At 68.2% G+C, this 26,465-nt stretch carries 23 protein-coding genes; 18 read left to right on the forward strand and 5 right to left on the reverse strand.

Going from position 1 to position 26,465, the window contains the following annotated elements; translation table 11 throughout:
• Positions 1-173 precede the first annotated feature (173 nt).
• From ccmA to QC821_RS14170, 13 genes are all read left to right on the forward strand, one after another.
• A complete protein-coding gene (gene ccmA, locus QC821_RS14110; RefSeq protein ID WP_309722679.1) occupies positions 174-845 on the forward strand; it encodes a cytochrome c biogenesis heme-transporting ATPase CcmA in 672 nt (223 codons plus the stop codon).
• Complete coding sequence (ccmB, locus tag QC821_RS14115) at positions 832-1,548, forward strand: heme exporter protein CcmB (RefSeq protein ID WP_309722682.1); 717 nt, start codon at positions 832-834, stop codon at positions 1,546-1,548. The genes ccmA and ccmB overlap by 14 nt, the downstream gene beginning before the upstream one ends.
• Before the next feature lie 13 nt (positions 1,549-1,561).
• Positions 1,562-2,302 carry a heme ABC transporter permease gene (locus QC821_RS14120; protein WP_309722685.1) on the forward strand — a complete coding sequence of 247 codons (741 nt, stop codon included), beginning with the start codon at positions 1,562-1,564 and terminating at the stop codon, positions 2,300-2,302.
• On the forward strand, positions 2,302-2,514 hold the full coding sequence (gene ccmD, locus QC821_RS14125) for a heme exporter protein CcmD (protein WP_095621491.1): 213 nt from the start codon (positions 2,302-2,304) through the stop codon (positions 2,512-2,514). Before QC821_RS14120 ends, ccmD begins: the two co-directional genes overlap by 1 nt.
• Positions 2,504-3,025, forward strand: coding sequence for a cytochrome c maturation protein CcmE (gene ccmE / locus QC821_RS14130; protein ID WP_309722689.1), 522 nt, complete (start codon positions 2,504-2,506; stop codon positions 3,023-3,025). Before ccmD ends, ccmE begins: the two co-directional genes overlap by 11 nt.
• 12 nt (positions 3,026-3,037) lie before the next feature.
• Positions 3,038-5,038, forward strand: coding sequence for a heme lyase CcmF/NrfE family subunit (locus QC821_RS14135; RefSeq protein ID WP_309722692.1), 2,001 nt, complete (start codon positions 3,038-3,040; stop codon positions 5,036-5,038).
• The gene (locus tag QC821_RS14140) at positions 5,035-5,562 is read left to right on the forward strand and encodes a DsbE family thiol:disulfide interchange protein (protein ID WP_309722694.1); all 528 of its coding nucleotides are present in this window, start codon (positions 5,035-5,037) and stop codon (positions 5,560-5,562) included. The genes QC821_RS14135 and QC821_RS14140 overlap by 4 nt, the downstream gene beginning before the upstream one ends.
• On the forward strand, positions 5,553-6,026 hold the full coding sequence (locus QC821_RS14145; RefSeq protein ID WP_309722697.1) for a cytochrome c-type biogenesis protein: 474 nt from the start codon (positions 5,553-5,555) through the stop codon (positions 6,024-6,026). The genes QC821_RS14140 and QC821_RS14145 overlap by 10 nt, the downstream gene beginning before the upstream one ends.
• A complete protein-coding gene (gene ccmI, locus QC821_RS14150; RefSeq protein WP_309722700.1) occupies positions 6,023-7,267 on the forward strand; it encodes a c-type cytochrome biogenesis protein CcmI in 1,245 nt (414 codons plus the stop codon). Before QC821_RS14145 ends, ccmI begins: the two co-directional genes overlap by 4 nt.
• Before the next feature lie 18 nt (positions 7,268-7,285).
• Complete coding sequence (smc, locus tag QC821_RS14155; protein WP_309722703.1) at positions 7,286-10,786, forward strand: chromosome segregation protein SMC; 3,501 nt, start codon at positions 7,286-7,288, stop codon at positions 10,784-10,786.
• A gap of 230 nt (positions 10,787-11,016) precedes the next feature.
• Entirely contained in the window at positions 11,017-12,819 is a 1,803-nt protein-coding gene (gene zipA, locus QC821_RS14160; protein WP_309722706.1) for a cell division protein ZipA, read from the forward strand.
• A 172-nt stretch (positions 12,820-12,991) separates the two neighbouring features.
• Complete coding sequence (gene ligA, locus QC821_RS14165) at positions 12,992-15,073, forward strand: NAD-dependent DNA ligase LigA (RefSeq protein WP_309722709.1); 2,082 nt, start codon at positions 12,992-12,994, stop codon at positions 15,071-15,073.
• On the forward strand, positions 15,070-15,339 hold the full coding sequence (locus tag QC821_RS14170) for a YheU family protein (protein ID WP_309722711.1): 270 nt from the start codon (positions 15,070-15,072) through the stop codon (positions 15,337-15,339). The genes ligA and QC821_RS14170 overlap by 4 nt, the downstream gene beginning before the upstream one ends.
• Positions 15,340-15,408: 69 nt before the next feature.
• Here the strand turns inward: QC821_RS14170 and QC821_RS14175 are convergent, their stop codons facing one another.
• Entirely contained in the window at positions 15,409-16,713 is a 1,305-nt protein-coding gene (locus QC821_RS14175; protein ID WP_309722714.1) for a 2-hydroxycarboxylate transporter family protein, read from the reverse strand.
• A 210-nt stretch (positions 16,714-16,923) separates the two neighbouring features.
• On the opposite strand from QC821_RS14175, the gene QC821_RS14180 reads away from it, so the two are divergent.
• Together QC821_RS14180 and QC821_RS14185 are read left to right on the forward strand one after the other, a co-directional pair.
• A complete protein-coding gene (locus QC821_RS14180; RefSeq protein ID WP_309722717.1) occupies positions 16,924-18,534 on the forward strand; it encodes an ATP-binding protein in 1,611 nt (536 codons plus the stop codon).
• Positions 18,531-19,253, forward strand: a complete 723-nt coding sequence (locus QC821_RS14185) for a response regulator (protein ID WP_309722719.1) — start codon at positions 18,531-18,533, stop codon at positions 19,251-19,253. Before QC821_RS14180 ends, QC821_RS14185 begins: the two co-directional genes overlap by 4 nt.
• Here QC821_RS14185 and mnmC read toward each other — a convergent pair.
• Both mnmC and QC821_RS14195 read right to left on the reverse strand, forming a co-directional pair.
• The gene (gene mnmC / locus QC821_RS14190; protein ID WP_309722722.1) at positions 19,240-21,267 is read right to left on the reverse strand and encodes a bifunctional tRNA (5-methylaminomethyl-2-thiouridine)(34)-methyltransferase MnmC2/FAD-dependent 5-carboxymethylaminomethyl-2-thiouridine(34) oxidoreductase MnmC1; all 2,028 of its coding nucleotides are present in this window, start codon (positions 21,265-21,267) and stop codon (positions 19,240-19,242) included. The two genes, QC821_RS14185 and mnmC, sit on opposite strands and share 14 nt — an antisense overlap.
• A gap of 301 nt (positions 21,268-21,568) precedes the next feature.
• Complete coding sequence (locus tag QC821_RS14195) at positions 21,569-21,868, reverse strand: YciI family protein (RefSeq protein WP_309722724.1); 300 nt, start codon at positions 21,866-21,868, stop codon at positions 21,569-21,571.
• A 94-nt stretch (positions 21,869-21,962) separates the two neighbouring features.
• Here QC821_RS14195 and QC821_RS14200 point away from each other — a divergent pair, with 94 nt between their 5' ends.
• From QC821_RS14200 to QC821_RS14210, 3 genes are all read left to right on the forward strand, one after another.
• Positions 21,963-22,856: a PHP domain-containing protein gene (locus tag QC821_RS14200; protein ID WP_309722726.1), complete on the forward strand. Its 894-nt coding sequence runs from the start codon at positions 21,963-21,965 to the stop codon at positions 22,854-22,856.
• A gap of 57 nt (positions 22,857-22,913) precedes the next feature.
• Positions 22,914-23,537 (forward strand): L-threonylcarbamoyladenylate synthase, encoded by a 624-nt coding sequence (locus QC821_RS14205; RefSeq protein WP_076746387.1) that lies wholly within the window; start codon positions 22,914-22,916, stop codon positions 23,535-23,537.
• A 232-nt stretch (positions 23,538-23,769) separates the two neighbouring features.
• Positions 23,770-24,567 carry a 5'-nucleotidase, lipoprotein e(P4) family gene (locus QC821_RS14210; protein WP_309722730.1) on the forward strand — a complete coding sequence of 266 codons (798 nt, stop codon included), beginning with the start codon at positions 23,770-23,772 and terminating at the stop codon, positions 24,565-24,567.
• A gap of 54 nt (positions 24,568-24,621) precedes the next feature.
• Here QC821_RS14210 and QC821_RS14215 read toward each other — a convergent pair whose 3' ends face one another.
• Positions 24,622-25,518, reverse strand: coding sequence for an ion transporter (locus tag QC821_RS14215; protein ID WP_309722733.1), 897 nt, complete (start codon positions 25,516-25,518; stop codon positions 24,622-24,624).
• Positions 25,519-25,535: 17 nt separating this feature from the next.
• Positions 25,536-26,396, reverse strand: a complete 861-nt coding sequence (locus QC821_RS14220) for a CYTH domain-containing protein (RefSeq protein WP_309722736.1) — start codon at positions 26,394-26,396, stop codon at positions 25,536-25,538.
• Between the last annotated feature and the right edge of the window lie 69 nt (positions 26,397-26,465).

The raw sequence follows: 26,465 nt of genomic DNA on the forward strand, positions 1-26,465 counted from the left end.
ACTTCTGCATCATAGCAAGGGCGGCGCGGGTAGCAAGTCCTGAGGTGCTTGCCGGGGCCTTGATTGAGGTCAAGGCAAGTCCCGATGCGACCGGCTGACGCACGCCCGGCGCTAGCGGCACTAGGCCATTCCGTGTAGAGTGCCGAGCCAATAAACGATGCTGGGAGACCGCGGTGCAGAGTGCGGCGACAGGGGGCTCGAGCCTCCGCCTGCAAGCCCGCCAATTGGCCTGCGAGCGTGATGATCGCCTGCTGTTTTGCGACCTGGATCTCGAGGTGGGGCCGGGGCAGATCGTGCGTATCGAAGGCCCCAACGGTAGCGGCAAGACCACCCTGCTGAAGATCCTGTCGGGCCAGCTTGGCGATTACCAGGGCGAGCTCTACTGGGACGACGCGCCGATGCACGCCGCGCGCGATGCCTTTCTCGCCAACTTGCTCTACCTGGGGCACGCCCCGGGTATCAAGGGCGCGCTCACGGCGCTGGAGAACCTTAGCTGGCACCAGGCGCTGGCCGGCGAGGTGGGCGACCATCGGGGGCGTATGGCGGCGCTGGCGGAGATTGGCCTGGTGGGGTTCGAGGACGTGCCCTGTGCCCAGCTTTCGGCCGGCCAGCAGCGGCGCGTGGCGCTGGCCAGGTTGATCCTGATTCCGCGCCTGCTGTGGGTGCTCGACGAGCCCTTCACGGCGATCGACAAGGATGGCGTGGCAGCGCTGGAGCGGCGCTTGCTCTCCCACGCCGCCCGTGGAGGCAGCGTGATCCTCACCACTCACCACGACCTGGCACCGCTCGGCGATATTCGTCGCGTACGCCTGGGCGAAGGAGGCAGCGCCGATGCAGCACGCTGAACGCCTGGCGGTGACGGAACCCCGCGGAGGGCTGGGAGTCGCATTAGCGGCAACCCTGCGTCGCGACCTGATGCTGCTGATGCGGCGGCGCAGTGAGGTGATGAACCCGCTGGTGTTCTTCGCCCTGGTGATCACGCTGTTCCCGCTGGGCATCTCGCCGGATGCCGAGCTGCTCGCCATCGTGGCCCCCGGGCTGCTGTGGGTGGCGGCACTGCTGGCGACGCTGCTTTCGCTGGACTCGCTGTTTCGCGCCGACTTCGAGGACGGCTGCCTCGAGCAGCTGCTGCTGTCGCCCCAGCCGCTGGCACTGCTGGTGATGGCCAAGGTGGCGGTGCACTGGCTGCTGACCGGCCTGCCGCTGGCGCTGATGGCGCCGCTGCTGGGCATCACCCTGGCACTGCCCGCCGGCAGCTACGGCATACTCTCGCTGTCGCTGGCGCTGGGCACCGCCAGCCTGAGCCTGATCGGCGCCATCGGCGCGGCGCTCACGGTGGGCCTGGCCCGCGGCGGCGTGCTGCTGTCGCTGCTGGTGCTGCCGCTCTATGTGCCGGTGCTGATCTTCGGCACCGGGGCGGTGCAGGCGGCACTGCTGGGCGATGCGCTGGCCGCGCATCTGGCGATCCTTGGCGCGCTGCTGGCCGGCGCGCTGATGCTGGCGCCCTGGGCCATCGCCGCGTCACTGCGTATCAGTATCAACGGTTGAGAGGTTGAGAGGCATGTGGGCCTTTATTAACAAGTTGCGTTCTCCCAAGTGGTTCTACGCCATCAGTGCCCGGCTGCAGCCCTGGTTCTGGGCGGCCGCCACGCTGCTGATTGTGGTCGGTACCGTGTGGGGCCTGGCCTTTGCGCCGGCCGACTACCAGCAGGGCAACAGCTTCCGAATCATCTACGTCCACGTGCCGGCGGCATTCCTGGCTCAGTCGATCTTCGTCAGCATGGCGGTGGCGGCGGTGGTGTTCATGGTGTGGAAGATCAAGATCGCCGACATGGCTGCCGCGGTGATGGCACCGCTGGGCGCGGCGATGACCTTTATCGCACTATTCTCGGGCGCGGTGTGGGGCGTCCCCACCTGGGGTACCTGGTGGATGTGGGATGCGCGCCTGACCTCGATGCTGATCCTGCTGTTCCTGTACTTTGGCGTGATCGCCCTGCGCGGTGCTTTCGCCAGCCGCGATAGTGGCTCGCGAGCCGCCTCGGTACTGGCCATGGTCGGGGTGATCAATATCCCGATCATCAAGTATTCGGTGGAGTGGTGGCATACCCTGCACCAGCCGGCGACCTTCACCGTCACCGGCCGCGTGGCGATGCCGATGGATATGTGGGCGCCGCTGCTGTTGATGGTACTGGGCTTCTATAGTTTCTTCATTGCCCTGACGCTGATGCGCACGCGTAACGAAATTCTGCGCCGCGAGTCGCGCAAACGCTGGGTACGTGACCTGGCCGGAGGAGAGCACTGATGGCGTTCGCCTCACTCCAGGACTTCTTTGCCATGGGCGGCCACGCCCCCTATGTGTGGTCCGCCTGGGCGGTGACCGCGCTGCTGCTGCTGGGATCGGTAGTGCATGCGCGGGCCGAACGCCGCCAATTGATCCGTGATCTGCAACGACGTGAACGCAGGGAGCGCCGTGTCGGAAGCGAACCAGCGAGGAACCTAGCCGATGACACCTAAACGCAAACAGAAACTCTTCATCGTCCTCGGACTGATGTCGCTGGCGGCGATCGCCGTGGGCCTGACGCTGTTCGCCCTGCGCAGCAACATCAACCTGTTCTTCAGCCCGGTGCAGATCGCCGCCGGCGACGCCCCCTATGAACGCACCATTCGCGCCGGGGGGATGGTGCGCGAGGGCTCGGTATCGCGTAACGCCGACAGCCTCGACGTCGAGTTCACCGTGACCGACTATGTCGACGACGTGCGGGTCCACTTCAACGGCATCCTGCCCGATTTGTTCCGTGAGGGGCAGGGCGTGGTGGTGGTCGGCGAACTGCAGCCCGACGGCTGGATCCGCGCCAATGAGGTATTGGCGCGCCACGACGAGAACTATATGCCGCCTGAGGTCGCACAGGCGCTGGAAGAGGCGGGTTACTCACCGGCCGATTTCCAGGCCAAGGCCGCCGAAGTCGGCAAACGACTCGAAGCCCAGGGCGAGTATGCCGACGACAACGGCGCGAGCCAGTACTGATCCGGAGCCGCCATGCTGATCAAGATGATTCCCGAAATCGGCCACTTCGCGCTAGTGATCGCGCTGCTGCTGGCCATTGTCCAGGGCACTCTGCCGCTGGCCGGGGCCACCACCCGGCGCCCGCTGTGGATGGCCTTCGCACGCCCCATGGCCGCCGGCCAGTTCCTGTTCGTGGCGATTGCCTACGCCTGTCTGACCACCAGCTACATGCTCGACGACTTCAGCGTCGCCAATGTTGCCAATAACTCCAACTCGATGCTGCCCTGGTACTACAAGTTCAGCGCGGTATGGGGCAACCATGAGGGGTCGGTGCTGCTCTGGAGCCTGATGCTGGCCGGCTGGGGCTTCGCCGCCAGCCGCTTCTCCAGGGACCTGCCGGAAGACATGGTGGCGCGGGTGCTGGGGGTGATGGGCCTGGTATGCGTGGGCTTCCTGCTGTTCATCCTGGCCACCTCCAACCCCTTCGAGCGGCTGCTGCCCAACATGCCGTCCGACGGCGCCGACCTCAACCCGCTGCTGCAGGACTTCGGCCTGATCATCCACCCGCCGATGCTCTACATGGGCTACGTGGGCTTCTCGGTGGTGTTCGCCTTCGCCATCGCCGCGCTGCTCGGCGGGCGCCTGGACGCCGCCTGGACCCGCTGGGCGCGGCCCTGGACCAACCTGGCCTGGGCCTTCCTTACTGTCGGCATCGCGCTGGGCAGCTGGTGGGCCTACTACGAGCTGGGCTGGGGCGGCTGGTGGTTCTGGGATCCCGTCGAGAACGCCTCGCTGCTGCCGTGGCTCACCGGCACCGCGCTGATGCACTCGCTGGCGGTGACCGAGAAGCGCGGCTCGTTCAAGAGCTGGACGGTGCTGCTGGCGATCTTCACCTTCTCGCTGTCGCTGCTCGGCACCTTCCTGGTGCGCTCCGGGGTGCTGACCTCGGTGCACGCCTTCGCCAACGATCCCTCGCGCGGCTTCTTCATCCTGATGCTGCTCACCGTCACGGTGGGGCTGTCGCTGCTGATCTTCGCGCTGCGCGCGCCGCGGGTGCGCCACACCGTGGGCTTCAACTGGGTCTCGCGTGACGCCCTGCTGCTGGTCAACAACATCATGCTGGTGATCGTGACCGTCACCGTGCTGCTGGGCACCGTCTACCCGCTGCTGCTCGATGCCCTGGGCTTCGGCAAGATCAGTGTCGGCCCGCCCTACTTCAACGCCCTGTTCGTGCCGCTGACGGTGCTGATGTGCGTGTTCATGGGCCTCGGCCCGGGGGCGCGCTGGAAGAGCATGTCGGCCCGCGACCTTGGGCGCCGCGTGGCCCTGGCCGGGGTAGCGGCGCTGGTGCTTGGCGCCACGCTGCCGCTGATCTTCGCCGACCAGTGGAACCTGTGGGTGGCGATCGGCCTGATCACCGCGCTGTGGATCGTGCTGCCGATGTTCCGCGACCTCTACGACAAGACCCGCCACGCCAGCTCGTTCGGCGCCGGACTCAAGAAGCTGTCGCTGGCCTACTGGGGGATGCAGCTCGGCCACCTTGGGGTGGCGGTGACCATCGTCGGCGTGGCGGTGGTCTCGCACTACAACGTCGAGCGCAGCGTACGCATGGGGCCAGGCGATACCGTCCAAGTGGCCGGCTACGAGTTCACCATGACCAACCTGCAGGCACGCCGCGGCCCCAATTTCCTGGCCGACACCGCGACCATCGAGGTCAGCCGCGTGGGCAGCGAGCGTAGCTTCGAGATGCGCCCCGAGAAGCGCCTCTACATCGCCCGCGGTATGCCGATGACCCAGGTCGCACTGCGGCCCGGCTTCTTCCGCGATCTCTACGTGGCGATGGGCGAAGAGCTCGACGGCGATGACTGGGCGATGCGTATCCAGTACAAGCCGTTCGTGCGCTGGCTGTGGCTCGGCGCGCTGCTGATGGGTGCCGGCGGCATCCTGGCCATCGCCGACCGCCGCTATCGCCGTCGGCGCACTGTCGAGGCGCCCCGCGAGGCTGGCACGGCGGCCCAGGAGGCGCACGCATGAACCGCCGCCTGATCCTGCTGCTGCCGCTGCTGATCTTCCTGGTGCTTGGGGTGTTCCTGTATCGCGGCCTGTCGCTGGACCCCTTCCACCGCGACTCGGCGCTGCTGGCCCGCGAGTTCCCGGCCTTCGACATGGTCACCCTCGAAGACCCCGAGCGGCGCGTCGACCCGTCGCTGTTCAACGGCGAGGTGACCCTGGTCAACGTGTGGGGCGAGTGGTGCCCGGCTTGCAAGCAGGAGATGCCGCAGCTGCTCGACCTCGCCGACCGCGGTGTACGGCTGGTGGGGGTCAACTACCGTGACACCCGCGACAAGGGGCTCGGCTTCCTCGAGGAGTTCGGCAACCCCTTCGAGGTCAATATCTTCGATCCTGACGGCACGTTGGGCTTCGATCTCGGTGTCTACGGCGCCCCGGAGACCTTCCTGGTCGACCGCGACGGGGTGATCCGCTACCACCACACCGGGTACATCGATCCCAGCGACGTCCGCGACCATATCCTGCCGGAGGTGGAAAAATGGCAGTGATCCGACACGCCACACTGGTGCTTATACTCTCCCTGATCGCCGGCCTGAGCTGGGCGGGGGGCATCGAGATACGCGAGTTCGACGATCCGGTCATGGAGCAGCGCTACAAGAGCTTGACCGCCTCGCTGCGCTGCCCGCTGTGCGAGAACCAGGCCATCGACGACTCCGACGCGCCGATCTCCGGCGACATGCGCGAGCAGGTCTACGTGATGCTGCAGGACGGCCGCGCCGACATCGAGATCCTCGATCACATGACCACGCGCTTCGGCGACTACGTGCTCTACAACCCGCGTCTCGAGGGGCGCACCCTGCTGCTGTGGGGGCTGCCCGGCACGCTGGTGGTGCTGGGTGGCGTGCTGGTGGTAGTGATCGTGCGGCGGCGGCGCAACGCCTCGGCGCAGGCCCTGTCCGCCGAGGAGCGCGCGCGCCTGGATGAACTGATCAACCGCGAGAGGACATCATGACGTTACTCTGGGCCGTCTTTGCCCTGCTGCTGTTGCCTGCTGCCTGGCTGTTGATCGCGCCGCTACGCGGGGCTCGTCGGCTGCACGATGCCCAGCACGAGTTCGAGAGCAACGACCGCACCGCCGAGCAGAACGTGGCGATCTACCGGCGTCGCCTGGCCTCGCTGGAAGCGGCGCTGGAACGCGGTGATATCGACCAGGCGCGCTTCGAAGAGGATCGCCTCGACCTCGAGCGCAGCCTGCTCGAGGACACCGAGAACCTCAAGCGCGCGCCGCTCAAGGCCGCTGCCGACGGGCGTATCGTGGTGCCGGTGCTGCTGGTGCTGGTGGTGGTGGCCAGCGTGGTGTGGTACCAGCGCGAGGGCGCCGAGGGCGACCTGGCCCTGTACGCCGCCCAGCAGGAGGTTCGCGAGCACCCCCAAGGGTCCCGCGAGATGATGATCGAGCGCCTGGAAGAGGAGGCCGCGCGCCAGCCGGGTAACGTCAACGTCTGGTACTCGCTGTTTCCGCTGTATCGCGATGCCAACCGTCCCACCCAGGCGCTGGATGCCATCGAACGCCTGATCGAGATGGAGGGGCGTGAGCCCTCGCTGCTGGCGCAGAAGGCACAGCTGCAGTACTTCGTTGCCCAGCGCCAGATGAACGACGAGATCCGCGCGCTGGTCGACGAGACCCTCGAGCTCGACCCGCGCCAGCCCACTGTGCTCGGCATGCTGGGCATCAACGCCTTCGACGAGGGCCGCTACGAAGACGCCATCGGCCACTGGCGCCGCGCCATTGCCGGCTACGACGACCCCGGCTCCGCCGCCGCGCTGCGCGAGGGTATCGCCGCCGCCCAGGAGCGCCTGGGCCTAGCCCAGGACGAGATCGAGGCGGGCGTCGCCGAAGGCCCCGGGGTGCGCGTCGAGGTCAGCCTCGACGCGGCGCTGCGCGATCGGGTCGACGACGAGGCCACGGTGTTCGTGGTCGCCCACGACCCCGACGGCGAGGGCCCGCCGCTGGCGGTGGCCCAGCTGCTGGCCGGCGAGCTGCCGGCCACGGTGACGCTCAGCGACGCCAACGCCATGAGCGACCAGGGGCGCATCTCCCAGGTCAACCAGGCGCGGCTGATGGTGCGCGTCTCGCCCAGCGGCCAGGCCACCCCGCAGCCCGGCGACCTGTTCGGTGACCATGATGCGGTACCCGTTGGTGCCACCGACGGCGATGCCGTGTCGGTGGTCATCGACCGCGTCTTCGAATAACGGAGGCCGACCGCCGCCATGCGCCTCACCTCGATCAAGCTGGTCGGCTTCAAGTCCTTCGTCGATCCGGTGACGGTACCCTTCGATGGCAACATGACCGCCATCGTCGGGCCCAACGGCTGCGGCAAGTCCAACGTCATCGACGCGGTGCGCTGGGTGATGGGCGAATCCTCGGCCAAGACCCTGCGCGGCGAGTCGATGACCGACGTCATCTTCAACGGCTCCACCGGGCGCAAGCCGGTGGGCCAGGCCTCCATCGAACTGCTCTTCGACAACCGCGACGGCAGCATGGGCGGCATGTACGCCCAGTACGCCGAAATCGCCGTCAAGCGGGTGGTAACCCGCGACGCCCAGTCGAGCTACTTCTTCAACGGCCAGAAGTGCCGGCGCCGCGATATCGCCGACCTGTTCATGGGCACCGGCCTGGGGCCGCGCTCCTACGCCATCATCGGCCAGGGCATGATCTCGCGGCTGATCGAGGCGCGCCCCGACGACCTGCGCGCCACCCTCGAAGAAGCCGCAGGAATCTCCAAGTACAAGGAGCGGCGCCGCGAGACCGAGAACCGCATGCGCCGCACCCAGGAGAACCTGGAGCGCCTCGAGGACATCCGCGACGAGCTCGACAAGCAGCTCGAGCGCCTCAAGCGCCAGGCCGAGGCGGCCAAGCGTTACCAGTCCCTCAAGCAGCAGGAGCACCGTCTCAAGGGCGAGCTGGCGCTGCTGCGCGGCCGTGCGCTGCGCGCCGAGCAGGGCGAGCAGGAGACGCGGGTGCGCGACCTGGAGACCGCCGTGGAGCGCGAGCTGCTCGGTGCCCGCCAGTGCGAGACGCGCCTCGAGGAAGCGCGTCTCGAGCACGACGGCCTCAGCGAGCAGCTGGAGGCCTGCCAGGCGCGCTTCTACGAAACCACCGCCGCCATCGCCCGCCTCGAGCAGCAGCTTGAGCACGCCCGCAGCCGCGACCAGCAGCTGGCCCGCGACCTGGAGGATGCCCGCCAGCAGCTGGCCGAGCTCGACCGGCTCGGCGAGGCCGACGGCCTGCGCCTGGCCGAGCTCGACGAACAGATCGCCGAGCTGGGGCCGCAACAGGAGACGCTTGCCGAACAGCTCGAAGAACTCGAAGCGGCGCTGGACGAGGCCGAGCAGCGCCAGCAGCAGACCAGCGAACGCTGGGAAGCCTTCAACGATGGCCATCGCGATGCCAGCCGTGACGCCGAGCGCGCCCAGGAGCGCATCGCCAGCCTCGAGCGCGGCCTGGAGTCGCTGACCCAGGAGCGCCAGCGCCGCCAGCAGCAGCGCGGCGAGCTGCCCGACGCCGGCGAGCTGCGCGAACAGCGTGACATGCTCGCCGAGCAGCTCGCCGAGCTGGAGCTCGAACAGCAGGCGCTGGCCGAGCAGCGCGACACCCAGCTGGCGCGGCGTGACGCGGCCCGCCAGCGTCTCGAGCAGGACGAAGCACGGCGTGAAACGCTGCGCCAGCAGCGCAGCCAGCGCCAGGGCGAAATGGCCTCGCTGGATGCGCTGATCGAGGCGGCACTGGTCGATAGCGATGCGGCGCTGACCCAGCACCTCGACGACCACGGCCTGGGCGAGGCGCAGCAGCTCGGCGAGCGGCTCGAGGTCGCCGCCGGCTGGGAGGACGCGGTGTCCTGGGTGCTGGCGCCCTGGCTCAGCGCGCGGCTGGTCGACCTGCCCGACGCCGCGCCGGCACTCGACGGCCTCGACGGTGGCGAACTGGTGCTGCTCGACGCCAATTGCGGCGCCACCGCGCCGCCCGCCGGCAGTCTGGCCGCTGAAGTCAGCGGCGCCGGTGCCTGCCAGCCGCTGCTGGCCACTATCCTCACCGTCGAGTCGGCCAGCGAGGCCTGGCAGCGGCGCGCCGAGCTGGCCCCGGGGCAGAGCCTGATCAGCCGCGACGGCCTGTGGCTCGGGCATGGTTGGGCGCGGCGCCGCGCCGGCCAGCAGCACGCCGACAGCCTGCTCGTCAGCCGCCGCCGGCGCGACGAGATCGCCGCCACCCTTGAGGAACTCAACGCCCAGCTCGCCGAGCTCGACGCTGGCGTGGAGGCCAGCCGCGAGGCCAGTCGCGAGGCCGAGGCGGCGCTGGAAGCCTGCCGGCAGCCGGAGGCCGAGCTGCAGCGTCGCCGCCAGCAGCTGGCCCTCGAAGAAGCCAATTTCGCCACGCGGCTCGAGCATCTAGACGGCCGCAGCCGCGAGCTCGATGCCGAGCTGGCCGACCTGGCGGAGCGCCATGCGGCTCGCCTGCTGGAGCTCGAAGAGGCCCGTGAGACCTGGCAGCAGGCCATGACGCGGCTCGAAGCCAGTGGCGCCACCCGCGAGCAGCTCGAGCGTGAGCGCCGCGACGCCGGCGAGGCGCTGCAGGCGCTACGGGTGCGCCAGCGTCCGCTCAGCGAGCGCCGCCAGCAGCTGGCCCTCGACCTGCAGCGCCTGACCACCGAGCGCGCCGGCCTGGTCCAGCAGCGTGACCGCAGCGCGGAGAGTCGTACCCGGCTCGAGGAGAAGTGCGCCGAGCTCGCTGCCAGCCGCGAGGCCCTGCACGAGCCCGAGGACATCGAGCGCGAGCGTCTCGAGGAGCTGTTCGAGCAGCGCGAGCGCCACGAGCAGGCGCTCAACGCCTGCCGCGACCAGGCCGCCGAACTCAGCGAGCGGCTGCGCAATGACGAGCTCGAGCGCCAGAACCACGAGCGCAACCTGGAAGGCGTGCGCGAGCGCCTGCAGGAGGCGAGGCTGCAGGTCCAGGCCCTCAAGCTCAAGGCCGATGCCCAGGACGAGCAGCTCGGCGAGCTGGGTCACGACGCCGCGGCGCTGACCGAGGGGCTCGACCCCGAGGCCACCGAATCGGCCTGGCAGGCGCATCTCGAGGACCTTGGCGAGAAGGTTCGCCGGCTGGGGGCGATCAACCTCGCCGCCATCGAGGAGTACGACCAGCAGGCCGAGCGGCGCGACTACCTCGAGGCCCAGCAGGCCGAGCTCAACGAGGCGCTGGAGACCCTGGATCGGGCGATTCGCAAGATCGACCAGGAGACCCGCACCCGCTTCAAGCAGACCTTCGACCAGGTCGACGCCGGTCTACAGACGCTTTTTCCCAAGGTCTTCGGCGGTGGCACCGCATGGTTGACGCTCACCGGCGAGGATTTGCTCGAGACCGGGGTGGCAATCATGGCCAGGCCGCCGGGGAAGAAGAACAGCACCATTCATTTGCTGTCGGGGGGAGAAAAAGCCCTCACCGCGTTGTCACTGGTATTTGCCATCTTCCAACTCAATCCGGCACCCTTCTGCATGCTTGATGAAGTCGATGCGCCACTCGACGATGCCAATGTCGGGCGTTATGCAGCGCTGGTAAAAGAGATGTCAGAGACAGTACAGTTCATATATATCACCCACAACAAGATCGCCATGGAGGCCGCCGAACGCTTGATGGGGGTGACCATGCAGGAGCCAGGCGTATCGCGGCTGGTTTCCGTGGGTGTCGAGGAAGCCGCGGAGCTGGCAGAAGCCTGAAGCGCTTGCACCACAACAGCAAACACGTTAACAAGGAAGATACATGATGAAGGTCAAGGATAGACGCAGGGCATTTGCACGAGGCGCCACTGCTTGGCGATTTATCATTCACCAAGCGTGATAGACAAGTTTGACATTCAAAAAAAGTGGCCCTTTTTTTGGTAATCGCGCTATGCTGGTGACGAACAACTTATCAGGCATGGCGCCTTAGCAAACAGGCAAGATGACCCATGGAACTAAGAGAGTGGCTGATCATCCTGGGGCTGGCCCTGGTGACCATCATCGTCATTGACGGTGTGCGTCGTCTTCAGCGTCAGCGTCGCGTGCCCAGATTGGACCGGGTCGATACACGATCCAGCGGTACCAATCGGGTAGACATGGACCTCGACGACGAGGCCAAACAGGCCGAGATCAATTGGGAGCTGCCCAACGGCGGCGCCCGGGTGATTCGCCCCGCCGCATCGGAGCAGGTTGCGGCCAAGCCCAAGCTGAAGCGCCAGGATCATCCCGGCGCTTCGCGGGTACTGTCGGAGTGGCGAGACAAAGGGTGGCGAGACAAGACGCGTGACGCGAGCAGCGCCTCTGCTTCCGGCGGCGCGGCGCCACCGCGCCAGGCCGCCGAGCCTGGTCACGCCTCGACGCCTCGGACGCCTGACAGCGTACCCGCGACGGCCGCCGCTTCCCCGCAGGAAGCGGCCACGCCTGCTGCTGCAGCCCCTAGCGCGACAGCGGCCCGCGCCGAACCGACACCTAGGGTCGACGCCGACGAGCGCCTGCATGCCGAACCGCCAGCCGACGCTGCGCCTCGTGCGAGCCAGCCGCAAGCTGCGTCTGACGCAGCGCCGGCGCCTGCCGTCAGCGAAACACCTGAGCCGGCCGTCAGTGAAATGCCCGAGGCAGCCCGGGCTGAAGCTCCGCGGGCCGAGGAGCCGACGCGTACCGAGCCGACGCTCTCGGCGCTGGATGCCGACGAGACACCCCAGGCCGCCACCGAGCCGCTGGCTGCAGATCCCGATGATCATGACGAGCATCATGACGCCGAGCGCTATCGGCTGGTCGATCTCGAGGGCATGACCGACTCGTTCAAGGAGCGCTCGACCCAGGTCGGCGCCTCCATGCAGCGTTTCGGCTCCTCGATGAAGCAATCCCTTGCTGCTCGCAAGGAGCAGCGCAAGAAGGACAAGCTCGAGAAAGCGCGGCTCAAGGCCGAGAAGCAGGCCCGCGAAGCCAGCCGTCGCAAGCAGGCCGAGGCCGAGAAGGCGGCCAAGCTGGCCGCCGAGCGCGAGCAGGAAGCCGCCCGCCAGGCCGAGCTTCGCGAGCAGCAGGCGCGCGACGCCCAGGCAATCAGCGCCCAGGACCAGGACGATCCGCTGTTCGCACCGAGTCGCTTGCATCATGTCGACAGCCGCTACGCCGAGCCGAGCTTCGACGAAGCCGCCGCCGCCAGGGTGCAGCGCCCGGTGGACGACTCAGCCTACGAGTCGCGTCCCGCCGCCGAACGCGAGCCGCAGGTCGCCTCGCATCCAGTGGTAGAGAAGGCGCTGCGTCACGACATCAACGTCGAGCACGCCCGCGATACCCTGAGCCACGCCGAGGAAGTCATCGTCATCAGCGTCATGTCGCGCCAGGAGGAGGGCTTCAGCGGCTCGGCGCTACTCGACCTGATGCTGGCATGCGGCCTGCGCTACAGCAGCGACATGGGCATATTCAACCGCTTCGAGACCGAGGACAGCGAAAGCGAACTGCAGTTCTCGATGGTCAACGTGGTCAAGCCCGGCACCTTCCCACTCGATTCCATGGACGAGTTCCGCACCCCTGGGGTGACGCTGCTGATGCCGCTGCCCGGGGCGGTGGACACCGCCGCCGCCTTCGAGGCGATGGTCGAGACCGCCATGGTCATCGTGCGTCACCTCGGTGGCGAGCTGAAGGACGAGAACCGCAGTGTAATGACCGCCCAGACCGTCGAGTTCGCCCGCCAGCGGGTCCAGGAGTTCGAGCGCCGCCACCGCCTGCATCGCTACCAGGCCAACTAGCGCCTCCTCGTAGGCCTGTCGACGGATCAGTCCGAGCAGCGTTATTAATAGTGATAGGCCTGCCAACAACCCCCGGTAACTCCCACCGGGGGTTGTTGCTTTGGTAAGCTAGGCGGCAATGATTCGGCCTCGCGCTTCGAGGCCCACGCTCTGCACCGAGACCTCTGATTCAATGACCCAGCCCGATCCCCTGATCCTCGACGAGATCGCTCGCCTGCGTGCCGAACTCGATGACGCCAACCATCGCTACTATGTGCTCGATGAACCACGCCTTACCGATGCCGACTACGATCGCAAGCTGCGTCGCCTCCAGGAACTCGAGGATGACTACCCCGACCAGGTAACGGCGGATTCGCCTACCCAGCGGGTCGGCGCCGCGCCGGCCGACGGCTTTCCCGAGATCCAGCATGCGGTGCCCATGCTGTCGCTGGACAACGCCTTCGACGACGACGAGCTGCGCGCCTTCGTCAAGCGCGTCGGCGAGCGCCTCGAACGCGATGGCGAGGAGCTGACCTTCTGCTGCGAACCCAAGCTCGACGGTGCCGCGGTGTCGCTGGTCTACGAGCACGGCGTACTGGCCTTCGGCGCCACCCGCGGCGACGGTCGCACCGGCGAGGGCATTACCTCCAACCTGCGCACCATGCGCTCGGTGCCGCTCAAGCTGCGCGGCGATGGCCACCCGGAACTGCTCGAAGTGCGCGGCGAGGTGATCATGAGCCATGAGCGCTTCGAGGCGCTCAACCACAAGGCCCGCGAAGAGGGCGGCAAGGTCTTTGCCAATCCGCGCAATGCCGCCGCCGGCAGCCTGCGCCAGCTCGACCCAGCGATTACCCGCACCCGGCCGCTGGAGTTCACCGCCTACCAGGTGGCGCGGATCGAGCCGGACCTGGGCGATGCCACCCACAGCGCGCTGATGGCGCGCCTTGGCACTCTCGGTTTCCGCACCAGCCGCGAACTGACCACCGTCACCGGCAGCCAGGGGCTGATCGACTACTGCCGCCGCCTCGGCGAGCGCCGCGACGCGCTGGGCTACGATATCGACGGCGTGGTGATCAAGGTCGACGACCTGCGCCTGCAGCGCGAGCTGGGCTTCGTTGCCCGCGCACCGCGCTGGGCGGTGGCCTACAAGTTTCCCGCCCAGGAGCAGACCACGCGTCTCAACGACGTCGAGTTCCAGGTCGGCCGCACCGGCGCCATCACCCCGGTGGCGCGTCTCGAGCCGGTCAGCGTGGCCGGGGTCACGGTCTCCAACGCCACCCTGCACAACGCCGACGAGATCGCCCGGCTGGGCGTCATGATCGGCGATACCGTGAGCATCCGCCGCGCCGGCGACGTGATCCCCCAGGTGGTGCGGGTGCTCGACGAACAGCGCCCGGCGGATGCCCGCGACATCGTGTTTCCCGAGCGCTGCCCGGTGTGCGACTCGGCCATCGAGCGGGTCGAGGGCGAGGTTGCGGCGCGCTGCAGTGGCGGCCTCTACTGCGCCGCCCAGCGCAAGGAGGCGCTCAAGCACTTCGCCTCGCGGCGTGCGCTGGATATCGACGGCCTGGGCGAGAAGCTGATCGACCAGTTGATCGAGCGCGACTGGGTCAAGACGCCCGCCGACCTGTTCCGGCTCGACGCCGAGCATCTCGCCGAGCTGCCGCGGATGGGCCAGAAGTCCTCCGAGAACCTGGTGGCGGCGCTGCAGCGCGCCAAGGCGACCACGCTTGCCCGCTTCATCTACGCGCTGGGCATCCGCGAGGTGGGCGAGGCCACCGCCGGCAACCTGGCCAGCCACTTCGGCACCCTGCAGGCGCTGATGGACGCCGAGCAGCAGGATCTCGAAGCGGTCAACGACGTCGGCCCGATCGTTGCCGCCCACGTCCATGGCTTCTTCCGCGAGCCGCACAACCGCGAGATCATCGACGACCTGCTCGGCTGCGGCCTCGCCTGGGAGGAGCAGGAGATCGGCGAGCGGCCCCAGCCGCTGGTCGGCGAAACCTGGGTGCTCACCGGCACCCTCGAGAACCTGACCCGCGACGAGGGCAAGGCGCGGCTCCAGGCGCTGGGCGCCAAGGTCGCCGGCAGCGTCTCCAAGAAGACCGCCTGCGCGGTGGCGGGGCCAGGCGCCGGCAGCAAGCTGGCTAAGGCCGAGGAACTTGGGGTGACGGTGATCGACGAGGCCGAATTCCTGACCCGGCTGGCGCGCTGGGAGGCCGGCGGTGCTTATCAACCAGACGAGGATCAGGCCGACGAGGAGCCAGCACCATGAGCGGACGTTTCGTGGAAGTCCCCCACGCCATGCTACCCGGCGAAACCCTCGACGCCCTGCTCGAGGCCTTCGTGACCCGCCAGGGCTACGACACCACCGACACCTCCGGAGACGGCATGCGTGGCTGGACGGCCCAGCTCAAGCAGCAGCTGGGCCGCGGCGAGCTGCTGATCGTCCACGACCTGCAGACTGAGAGCACCGAGGTGATGACCCTGGCCCAGTGGCGCAGCTTTGGGCGTGACCTGGCCGACGACGAAGAAGACTGAGCGACCAGCAAAAAAACAGGCCCTGCCGTTACGGCAGGGCCTGAAGCAGGCGGGGTGCTCTCGCAGCGCCTAGTTGAACAGCAGCGGCAAACCCAGGCCCGACATCAGCAGGATCAGCGCGCCACCCAGCCGCGACGAGATCTGGGCGAAGGGCATCAGGCGCATGCGCCGCGCCGCGGAGAGCACCGCCACGTCACCGGTACCGCCCATGTTGGCCATGCACAGCCCGGCGGTAATCGCCGACTCGATGGGATAGAAACCAACCAGCTTGCCCAGCAGGCCGGCGCCGAGGGCCGCGCCGGCGACCACGGCGAAGACGATCATCACATAGGCGGGGGTCAGCGCCTCGATCACGGTGCCCAGATCGGTATAGGCCACGCCGATGCCGAACAGCAGCGCGAAGGTCCAGTTGCGCGCCACGAAGCCGTACCACTGGGTGGCGGCATCGGCCAGTGACTGGGGCACCAGGCCGAGGATCTTGAACAGCGCCACGACGATGATCATCAACGCGTAGGGGTGCAGTGGGATCAGGTCGGCGAGGACCTGGCCGCCGATATAGAAGCCCAGGGCGATCATCACGCCGATGCCCATGCTGGCCAGGTCGAGGGTCTGCTGGCGCTCCTCTATCTTGACCCCCGGCATGATCTGGCCATCGCCGGACAGCGACGGATAGCGCTCGCCGAGCTTGGCCAGCAGGCTGGCGAAGACGATGGCGAAGACGTTGCCCAGCGCCAGCGCCGGGACCAGCAGCGAGATGTAGTAGCTGGCCGGCTGGCCGAGCATCTGCTCGTAGATCTGGCTCATCGGCACCGCGCCGGCGCCCATGCCGCCGCCGAGGATCGGCAGGGTAATCACCAGCACCGCATCGGCGATGGTGAACCCGACCAGGCTGCCGATCAGGCCTGCCAGCAGTGCAGCGCCCAGCACGGCGCCGATGATCGGCACGAAATAGCGCGTGCCGATCTTGACCAGCGAGCTGGAATCCATGCCCAGGATGCTGCCGGTGATCAGTGCGGCAATATAGAAGTTGAGGAAGTCGCCGCCCTGCATGAAGGCGGTAATGTTCTCGCCGACGGCGGCCGGCAGTACCGGAAAATACATTAGCGCGGCGGCGCCGAAGATCGCCAGGATGGCGCCGCCGCCGAGGTAGCTGCGCACGACGGGCAGGCGGTCGCCGATAAAGCCGAGCAGCTCGCCGAACACCATCATCACCAACAGGCCGCCAATCATCCCGGCGGGCAGGTTGTCGGTGTAGATCGCGGTCACCAGCACGGCGGTCAACAGGCCAAAGGCCGTCAATGGCATACCGGCGATGCGCGGCAGGCTATGCCGGGGATTGACGAACTCGGTCGTCGCGTCGTTGGCGTGGCTCATGCGTCTCCTCCTGCTCGGGGTAACGGGTGGGTGGTGAGCGAGCATAAGCCGGCTGCCCCGGCAGCCAAGTTTCGCAAAGTTAACAAAGTGTTTTGACACTATTGAAAGTGGGCGGGGGATCGACGGCACAGCCCCCCGCGACTGAAAATTCCACCAAGGTCGAACGCCACCCGCGATTGGCGGATGCTGCAACAGGAGAGGTTTACCCCCGTGTCGAGTCCATCCACGCCGCCGCGCCGGCTACCCCTCTACCTGTGGATATCGCTACTCGCGGTGGCGATGGTCGCGGTGACCCTGGGGCTGGCGCTGTGGCTGTTCATGGCCCAGCAGCGCAGCGCGCTTGAGCAGGCCCATGCCACCCGGGTCATGGACCTGGCCGAGGTAGTGGCTGCCAAGGCCATGGTGCGCGACGCGCTGCAGCGGCCAGGGCGTCTCGACGGGGCACTCCAGGAGGAGATCGACGGCCTGCGGCGTGCGCTGGGGGTCGACTTCATCGTGGTCATGGACCGCCAGTCGCGGCGCCTGACCCATCCCGAGCCGGCCAGGATCGACGCCCCCTTCCAGGGCGGCGACGAAGGCCCGGCGCTGACCGGCGAGCGCTACGCCTCCCACGCCGAGGGCACGCTGGGGACCAGCATTCGCGGCTTCGCGCCGGTGCGCGGCGCCGATCAGGAGGTGGTCGGCGCCGTGGCCGTGGGCGTTACCCTGGCGACGCTCTTGCCGACCATTGAGGAGCACCGGCGGCGGATCCTGCTGTCGGTGCTGGCACTGGTGGTGGCGGCCGGCTTCGCGGCGGGCGGCCTGGTGCGCTACCTCAAGCGCACGCTGCTGGGGCTAGAGCCGCATCAAATCGCGCGGCTGGTGGAGGAGCGTCAGGCGCTGCTGTCATCGGTGCATGAGGGAATCCTCGCGGTGGACCCGCAGGGGCGCATCACCCTGGCCAATGCGGCGGCGCTGCAGCTGCTCCAGCGTGCCGGGCTGGCCGCGCCACAACCGGGCACCGCCCTGGCCGACTATCTGCCTCCCGGGGCACTGCAGGAGGTGCTGTCCGCTGGCCAGCCGGTGCTGGATCGCGAGGTGGCCCTGCATGGCCAGGCGTTGATCGTCAATCGGCTGCCGATCTATCATCGCCAGCGCCTGATCGGCGCCGTGGCGACCCTGCGCGACAAGGGTGAGGTGGACCGCCTGGCCGAGCAGCTGACCGGCGTGCGCCGCTACGCCGAAGCGCTGCGCGCCTCGACCCATGAGGTCAAGAACACCCTGCACGTGATCACCGGGCTGGCCCAGCTGGGCGATCTCGCGGCGCTGCGCCGCTACCTGCGTGAACTCGCCGGTGGCCCGCTGGTGGCGCCGCTACCGGATGAGCGCCTGCGCGACCCGGTGCTGGCCGGCTTCCTGCTTGGCAAGCGCAGCGAGGCCCAGGAGCGTGGCATCCGCCTGCGCATCGAGGCGGACGGCGAGATCCCGGTGTTTCGCGACACGGCGCTGAGCCACACCCTGGTCACGGTGATCGGCAATCTGCTGGAGAACGCCTTCGAGGCGCTGGTCGACGCCGAGCAGCGTGAGGTTTCGCTGCTGCTGGCGGCGGACGAGGAGCTGCTGACGATCGAAGTGCAGGATAGCGGGCCGGGCATCGCGCCGACGCTGCTGCCCAGGGTATTCCGCCGCGGTGTCTCGACCAAGGGCGAGGCGCGCGGACTCGGCTTGGCGCTGGTCAAGGCGCGCCTCGAGGCCCACGGCGGCACGCTGTCGCTGTATAGCCACCCCGGCCAGGGCACCCTGGCCGAAGCCAGCCTACCGCTGCAGGAGACACCGGCATGAGTGAGCCTATCCGGGTGCTGATCGTCGAGGACGACCCGATGGTCATGCGCCTCAACCTCGAGTATCTCAACCGGCTGGACGACGTCACCCTGGCGGCGCAGTGTCTCGACGTGCCCACCGCCCTGGAGGTGCTCGAGCAGCAGCCGGTGGACCTGCTGCTGCTGGATGTCTATCTGCGCGAGCGCAGCGGGCTGGAGATCGTCCGCCAGCTGCAGCGCCAGGGCCGCGATGTGGACGTGATCCTGATCACCGCCGCCTCCGAGCTCGAAACCGTACGCAGCGCGCGCCAGCTCGGCGTGCGCGACTTTCTGATCAAACCCTTCGAATTCGAGCGCTTCCGCGCTGCGGTGGGGGCCTGCATCGCCAATCGCCGTTCGCTGCAGCAGCTCCCGGCGCAGGTCGAGCAGCGCGATCTCGACCGCCTGTTCCAGCCCACGCCGCCGGCACCGCGCCGCCCGGATGGCTTGCCCAAGGGGCTGACCGCGCCGACCCTGGCGCAGGTCGCCCAGGCGATCCTGAGCCTCGGCGACGCCGCCTTCGCCACCGAGGAGCTGGCGCCGATGACCGGCATGTCGCGGGTCTCGCTGCGTAAATACCTCAAGCACCTGGCCGAAAGGGAGGTGCTCGAGGAGTCCTTCCACTACGGCCAGGTGGGGCGCCCGGCGTTCAGCTACCGCTGCCGCGACCCCCAGGCGCTGCGGACTCTCAGCGGTGAGTGAGACGGATCAACTCGCGGATCAGCCGCCGCCCCGGGTGGAGCTGGTCGGCCAGTGCCGCGGGTAGCGGCAGCGGCTCGTCGCAGATTCTCGAGGCGATCAGCTCGGCGCACAGCGGCGCGCTGGCCAGCCCCCGCGAGCCGTGGGCGGCGCTGATCCATAGCCCGCCATGATGCGCGCCCGGCGTGGCGGGAACGCGCTTGGCATCCTTTGCCAGGGCGGCGTAGTCGTGCTGCCAAGCCTCGGCGTCGGGCACTGGCCCGGCGTAGGGAAGCTTGTCGGGGCTTGCTGCGCGCACCGCGGCGCGCCCGTCCATGCGCGCCGGGTCGAGGTCGACGCCGGCGGTGCCTAGCGCCTCGAGGTAGCCGGGCAGGGTGCGCTCGAGCTCGGCCAGGTTGGCGGCGTGGTCTGTCTCGCGCAGTTCGTCGCCCTGGTCATGGGGCGCGAAGGTGGCGCCGAAGGTCAGTCGGCCGTCGCAGGGCGGCGGCACATAGCCGCCGGCGCAGATCACGCGGCTCGGCGCAGGGGCCTGCGGCGGCAGTGCCACCTGGCTGACCTGGCCGCGGATCGGCTGCAGCGGCAGGCTCGCGGTCTGGGCGAAGCGGTTGGCCAGCTGGGCGGTGGCGATCACCACCTGGTCGGCGTCGAGCGAGGCGCCGTCGGTCAGCGCCAGGCGCCAGCCGTCGGCCTGCGGTGTTACTGCCTCGACCTCGCCATGCTGGAAGCTCACCCCTGGGGTAGCGGCGAGGCGCTGGCACAGCGCCTGGGGCCGTACCCAGCCGGCGGCGGGGTAATCCAGCGCCCGCTCGGCAGCGAACAGCGCGGCCGGCAGCCCGCCGCGCTCGGCCAGCGCGGCGCCGCCCACGCCAGCCACCACCGTTTCTGGCAGCCCGTACTGGGCCAGAAAGCGCCCCTGGCGCTCGGCCTCGCGGGCGTCGTTGGCCAGCTGCAGCACGCCGCTGGCCTGCCACAGGGCGCCCTCGGGGTCGAGCGCCTCGAGCCAGCGGCGACTGTGCAGCAGCCCGGCCAGGTAGACCCGGCTATGCGCGTTGGGCGCCACCGCCAGCTTGATATACAGCGCCCCCTGGGCGTTGCCCGAGGCGCCGGCACCGGGTGCCTCGCGGTCGAGCAGGGTGACCCTCACGCCGCGCCTGGCCAGGGCGTGGGCCACGCTGGCACCGGCCAACCCGGCGCCGATCACCGCCACATGGCTCGCCGGACGCGGCGCCGGCGGGGTAAACCAGGGCGTTGCGCGGCGCGCGTCGTCGTCGGCGGGCGTGGCGATCTCGCCGGCCAGCATCTCGCGCTTGCGGCCGAATCCCGGCACCTTGCGCCAGGCGAAGCCGGCGGCCTTCAAGCCGCGCTTGACTACCCCGGCGCAGGTGAAGGTGGCGAAGGTGGCGCCGGGGCGGCTGTGACTGGCCATGGCCTCGAACAGCGCCGGCTGCCACATCTGCGGATTCTTCGACGGCGCGAAGCCGTCGAGGAACCAGGCATCGACGCGGCCGTCGAGGGCCGCCAGGCACTCGGCGCTGTCGCCGAAGTGCAGGTCCAGCGTCACCCGCGGGGCGAGCCACAGGCGGTGCACGCCGGCTACCGGCTCGGGCCACTGGGCCACCAGGCGGGCGGCGGCCTCGGCGAGCTCGGGCCAGACGGCCAGCGCGCGGCTCAGGTCGGCGCGGGTCAGCGGGTACTTCTCGGTAGAGACCAGATGCAGGCGCGCCTCGGGGGGCGCGTGGCGGTCAAAACAGGCCCAGGCGCAGAGCAGGTTGAGCCCGGTGCCGCAGCCGGTTTCGCCGATCACGAAAGGCCGTGGGTCGCGCCACTCGCGGAAACGGCGTGGCAGGTCGTTGCCGTCGATGAACACGTGCTCGGTCTCGGCGCGGCCGTCCTGGCGCGAGAAGTAGACGTCGCCGAAGGTCAGCGAATGGGGCGTATCCAGGTCGCCGTCGTCGCGCTGCCAGTCGAGGCGGGCGCTTTCGAGGGCGGCGAGGCTGTCGCGGGGGCGGTCGGTCACCGGCGGACTCCGAGCGGTGGAGAGTGGTCAAAAATTGAGCAACCTGCGCCGGGCGGCATCTCATGGCGCCTGCCAAAAGGCGTCCGCGGGCTACTAACAGGGTTTTCCACAGACAGTGTGTATAGTCCGGCTGTGGAAAACTTAAGGAAACACTGCACAAATGCCTACACGAGCGAATCACTGCGTTGCGCGGTGCTCGGAATCCTCACCTATACCCCATAGGCTCCGGTTCCTGTGCTCCGGGCGCCTTGTGCTTCATCTCGCTCGGCGATTTGTTCAGCGTTTCCTTGGCGTGTCGTCGTTAAGGCAGGACTTTCTTGAACGGCTTGACCGTGACCTTGGCGTAGACCCCGGCGATCACGTAGGGGTCGGCGTCGGCCCAGGACTGGGCGGCGCTCAGGTCGTCGAACTCGGCCACCACCAGGCTGCCGCTGAAGCCGGCATCGCCAGGATTGTCGCTGTCCACCGCCGGATGTGGCCCGGCGAGGATCAGGCGGCCCTCGTCGCGCAGCTTCTCGATACGGGCGAGATGGTCGGGACGAGCCGCCATACGCCGTTCCAGGCTGTTCTTCACGTCTTCACTGATGATCGCATAGAGCATCTCAGGGCTTCCTTGAGTAGTGATTGACCCTCTGGCGCGCGGCGCGCACCATGGGGCTCCTATTCTGACAAAGACGCCAGTCGGCGTCATGCCAATGACCTCACTCGCGCCACTGCCGGCTGCCCTGGAAGGCGTCGGCGGCATCGATCTGCATATGCACTCCACCGCGTCGGACGGCGCGCTGCCGCCCGCCGAGCTGATGGCGCTGTGCCACGCCCGCGGCCTGACGCGCCTGGCGCTGACCGACCACGACACCGTCGCCGGCGTCGCCGAGGCGCAGCAAGCCGCTCTGGCGCTGGGCCTGCGCGTGCTGCCCGCCGCCGAGCTCTCGACCCAGTGGCGCGGCATGAACATCCACGTGGTGGCGCTGCTGCCCCAGGGCGTACGCGGCAGTCTCGAGGCCGGGCTCGTTGCCCAGGCCGAGGCCCGCGAGGCGCGCGCCGAAGAGATCGCCCGGCGCCTCGAGAAGCTGGGGCTCGCCGATGCCCTGGCCCGCGCCCGCGAGCAGGCCGGCAGCCCGCGACCGCTGGGACGCCCCGACTTTGCCCGGGCGCTGGTGGCCGCCGGCCTTACGCCGGACATCAAGACCGCCTTCAAGAAGCATCTGGGCAGCGGCAAGCCCGGCGATGTAAAGGCCCACTGGCCGTTCATCCCCACCGCGGTGGAGTGGATCCGCGATGCCGGCGGCGTGGCCGTGCTGGCCCATCCGCTGCGCTACGGCACTACCCGGCGCAAGCGAGGCCTGCTGCTCGACGACTTCACCGCTGCCGGCGGCGAGGCCGCCGAGCTGATCAGCGGCTACCAGAATGCCGACGCCACCCGCGATCTGGCCCGCCAGCTCGACGAGCGCGGGCTATACGCCTCGCTGGGCAGCGATTTTCACTTTCCCGGTGGCGCGCTGGCGCCGGGCAGCATGAGCCCTGCGCCGCGCAGCGCGGTGAGGCCTGTGTGGATGCATCCGGCGCTGGCCGCCTTCGCCGCCGCCTAGATCGCCTTTCTCCCGCCGGCCGATTACGCTGAAACAAACGCGACAAGGAGTCATGCCATGACCCAGTTCTTCCAGCTGCATCCCGACAACCCCCAGAAGCGCCTGATCGACCAGGCTCTTACGATCATTCGCCAGGGCGGGGTGGTCGCCTATCCTACCGACTCCGGCTATGCCCTGGGTTGCCACCTGGGTGACAAGAAGGCGATCGAGAAGATCAAGTGGCTGCGCTCGCTGGACGACAAGCACAACTTCACCCTGGTGTGCTCGGACCTGTCCGAGATTGGCACCTATGCCAAGGTCGACAACGCCGTGTTCCGCCTGCTCAAGACGCATACCCCGGGACCCTATACCTTCATCCTCAATGCCACCTCGGAGGTGCCGCGGCTACTGCTGCACCCCAAGCGTCGCTCGATCGGCGTACGCGTGCCGGACCACCGCATCACCCTCGCGCTGCTCAAGGCGCTGGGTGAACCGCTGATGAGCGTGACGCTGATCCCGGTCGGCGAGGAGCTGCCGATGACCGATCCCGAGGAGATTCGCGAGCGCTTCGGCGCCCACCTCGACCTGATCATCGATGGCGGCGCCTGCCACCTGGAGCCGACCACGGTAGTCGACCTGCGCGACCTGCCGCCGGTGATCGTGCGCGAAGGGCGCGGCGACCCGGCACCCTTCCAAGTCTAGTCCGACCCTCGCTCGAACGATGCCCCGCGCCGCCCTGTGAAGGGCGGCGCTGCTATTGGGTCCGTGCCTCCCGTCATCGACTGGGCTGCGAGTGGGTAGCCGAGGGGGCTCTGGTGTGTTTTTAATCTATATTGAATGTTCAAAGAAAATAAATCACAATGAAAAAGCCCGCCATCCATAACGTGATGTAATCATAACGGCGGGTGACTTCGATCACTCAAGGAGAGTTTTCATGGCGATGCATATTGGATTCCGCACCATGCCCAGTGTCTTGATGATTGGGCTGGCGAGCCTGTCACTGGCTTCGACGGCGAACGCCGAGGAGCCGTCAACTGCCAGTGAGCCGACGCTATGCGCTCAGCAAGCCTACAAGATGGGCCTGCGCTATCAGCAACAGTCTGCCGAAATCGCCGCGCTGCAGCGCCAGGGCTTCACACTGGCGACCCTGCGTCTCGAGCAGCAGATTGCCGAGCACGGTGATGATGCCAACCTGGCGATCATCACCGATCTCGATGAGACGGTCATCGACAACACCGAGCTGCTGGTGCGTGACATGAACCTATGTCACGACTACACCGTCTGGGATACCTGGCTGCACTGGGAGCGAGAGGGCACGCCGCGGTTGATTCCTGGTGCCATGGACTTCCTGGAGTTTGCCGATGAGCAGGGGGTGGCGATCTACTACGTCTCGGATCGCTACGAGGAGAACAAGCAAGACTCCCTGGCCACCCTCGAAGCACTGGGCCTGCCGCAGGTCTCCGATGACACGCTGCTGCTGCTGGGTCCCCCCAAGCAGGAGCGTCGCGACGTCGTCGACGAGAACTACACCCTGGTGATGCAGCTGGGCGATACCCTGCATGACTTCTCCGAGGACTTCGTCAGCGACGTGCCCCTCGACGAGCAGCATGAGCGGGTCGAAGCACACGCCGAGCGTTTCGGTGTCGACTGGATCGTATTCCCCAATGCGACCTACGGCACCTGGGAAGAGGCAGAGCTCGAAGAGTGGGATGCGCCCTTCGAGACACAGTGAACGCATTGACCTGCCGGGCTAGCCGGCAGGGCCAATGACGCGCCTGGCGCCCCCTCACGCCGGATCGGTGGAGGGGGCGTCGTCGTTGTGTTCCTGCTCGGCGTTGGGATCGGGGGTCTCTTCGTCGAGCCAGGTGCCGCAGCGCAGGCAGTAGCGGGCGCGTTTCTCGTGGCGGTCGTGGCCGCAGCCCGGGCAGGCCTCGTCGGAGTAGCGGTCGGCGCGGATCGAGCGAATCACCTCGGCGGAGAAGACCCCGGTGGGTACCGCGATGATTGAGTAGCCGAGCAGCATGACCATGGTCGAGATCGCCTGGCCGAGCGGCGTCACCGGGACGATATCGCCGTAGCCCACCGTGGTCAGGGTGACGATGCCCCAGTAGATCGACATCGGGATGCTGGTAAAGCCCGCCTCACGCGACTCGATGACGTACATCAGCGAGGAAAACAGCGTCACCATCATCAGCACCGCGAACAGGAACAGCATGATCTGGTGCCAGCTGTTCTTGAGCGACTCGACCAACAGCCGCCCCTCTCCGACGAACTGCATCAGCCGCAGCACGCGGAAGATGCGCAGCGCGCGCAGCAGGCGGATCATCACCAGCGACTGGGTGCCCGGTACCACCAGCAGCAGCCAGGTGGGCAGGATCGCCAGCAGGTCGACCACGCCGTAGAAGCTCTTGAGGTAGTGGTGGGGGCGCTCCAGGCAGTAGATGCGCAGCAGCAGTTCCACGGTAAAGGCCAGGGTAAAGCCCCACTCCATCCAGTAGAACAGCCCTCCGTAGGCGGCGTTCAGGTGCTCGACGCTGTCGAGCATGACGATCAGCACGCTGGTCAGGATGGCAACGATCAGCGCGATATCGAAGCCCTTGGCCAGTGGCGTGTCCGACTCGAAGATGACCTGAAACAGCCGGGTGCGCAGGCCTTCGCCGGCGGGCTTGAGGGTGGGGTGCATGGGATCCTCCCGATCCGTCAGTCGGCGAGCCGCTGCGCCAGGGCCAGCGCCGCCTGGCCGCCGGCGAGATCGAGGCGGCCGCTTGCATCGAGGCCCTCGGCGGTGCGCCGGGCCAGGCCCTGAGTGTCGCGATCATCGGCGCTGGCGGCAACCCCGGCCAGCGCCGCGTGGGCGGCCTCGAGAAACGCTGGCCGGCGGCTATCGCGGAAGGCGTCGAGGGCGGCCATGGCGCGGTCGAAGCAGGCCCGCGGCGTGGTGTCGTCTTCAGGCAGCGTCCACTCACTGGCGCCCAGCGATGCCCCCCGGGCGGCCTTGCTGGCCTGGGAGGGGCGTAGCGCGACCCGCTCGGCAAGCAAGGCCGCCAGCTGCCACAGCGTGGCGATCTCGCCGGCCTTGAGCTCGAGCTCCAGCTCGCGGATCTCGACCTGCCGTCCGTCGGCGACGATCTCGCCCTGGTCCACGGCCAGCTCGATGCGGCTGCCGTGGTGCTCGAGCTGCCAGGTGAGGCGCTGGAAGTCGGTGCGAAAGCGCGGTGCCAGGGTATCGAGGGTGGCGTGATCCACATCGCGCATGGGCGCCAGGGCGGCGAGCCCGGGCAGATCCAGCGCCGGGCCGTCGATTTGCCACTCCCACTCGCCGCGCTGGGAGAGCCCGCCGCTGCCGGCACCGCTGGTCTTGAGCGTCTGCAGGTAGCGCCCGCCAACCTGGCGAATGCGCAGCGCCACCCGGGCCTTCTCGAGGGCGCCGTCGGGGGTGTCGAAGTAGGTGTTGCTCAAGCGGCGCGGGCCTTCGGCCCCGCTGGCCAGCAGCGGATGGTCGGGCAGGGCGGCGAGGTCGCCGTGCTCCACGGCGAGCTTGAGTTCGATTTCCTGGCTCATGAGCTAAGGCGCCCCTTGGCGCGGATGAGATGACAGTAAGATGAAATTTTCATGACGCTAAGGGTGGCA

The organism is Franzmannia qiaohouensis (genome assembly GCF_031451695.1).
Classification (GTDB): Bacteria; Pseudomonadota; Gammaproteobacteria; order Pseudomonadales; family Halomonadaceae; genus Franzmannia; species Franzmannia qiaohouensis.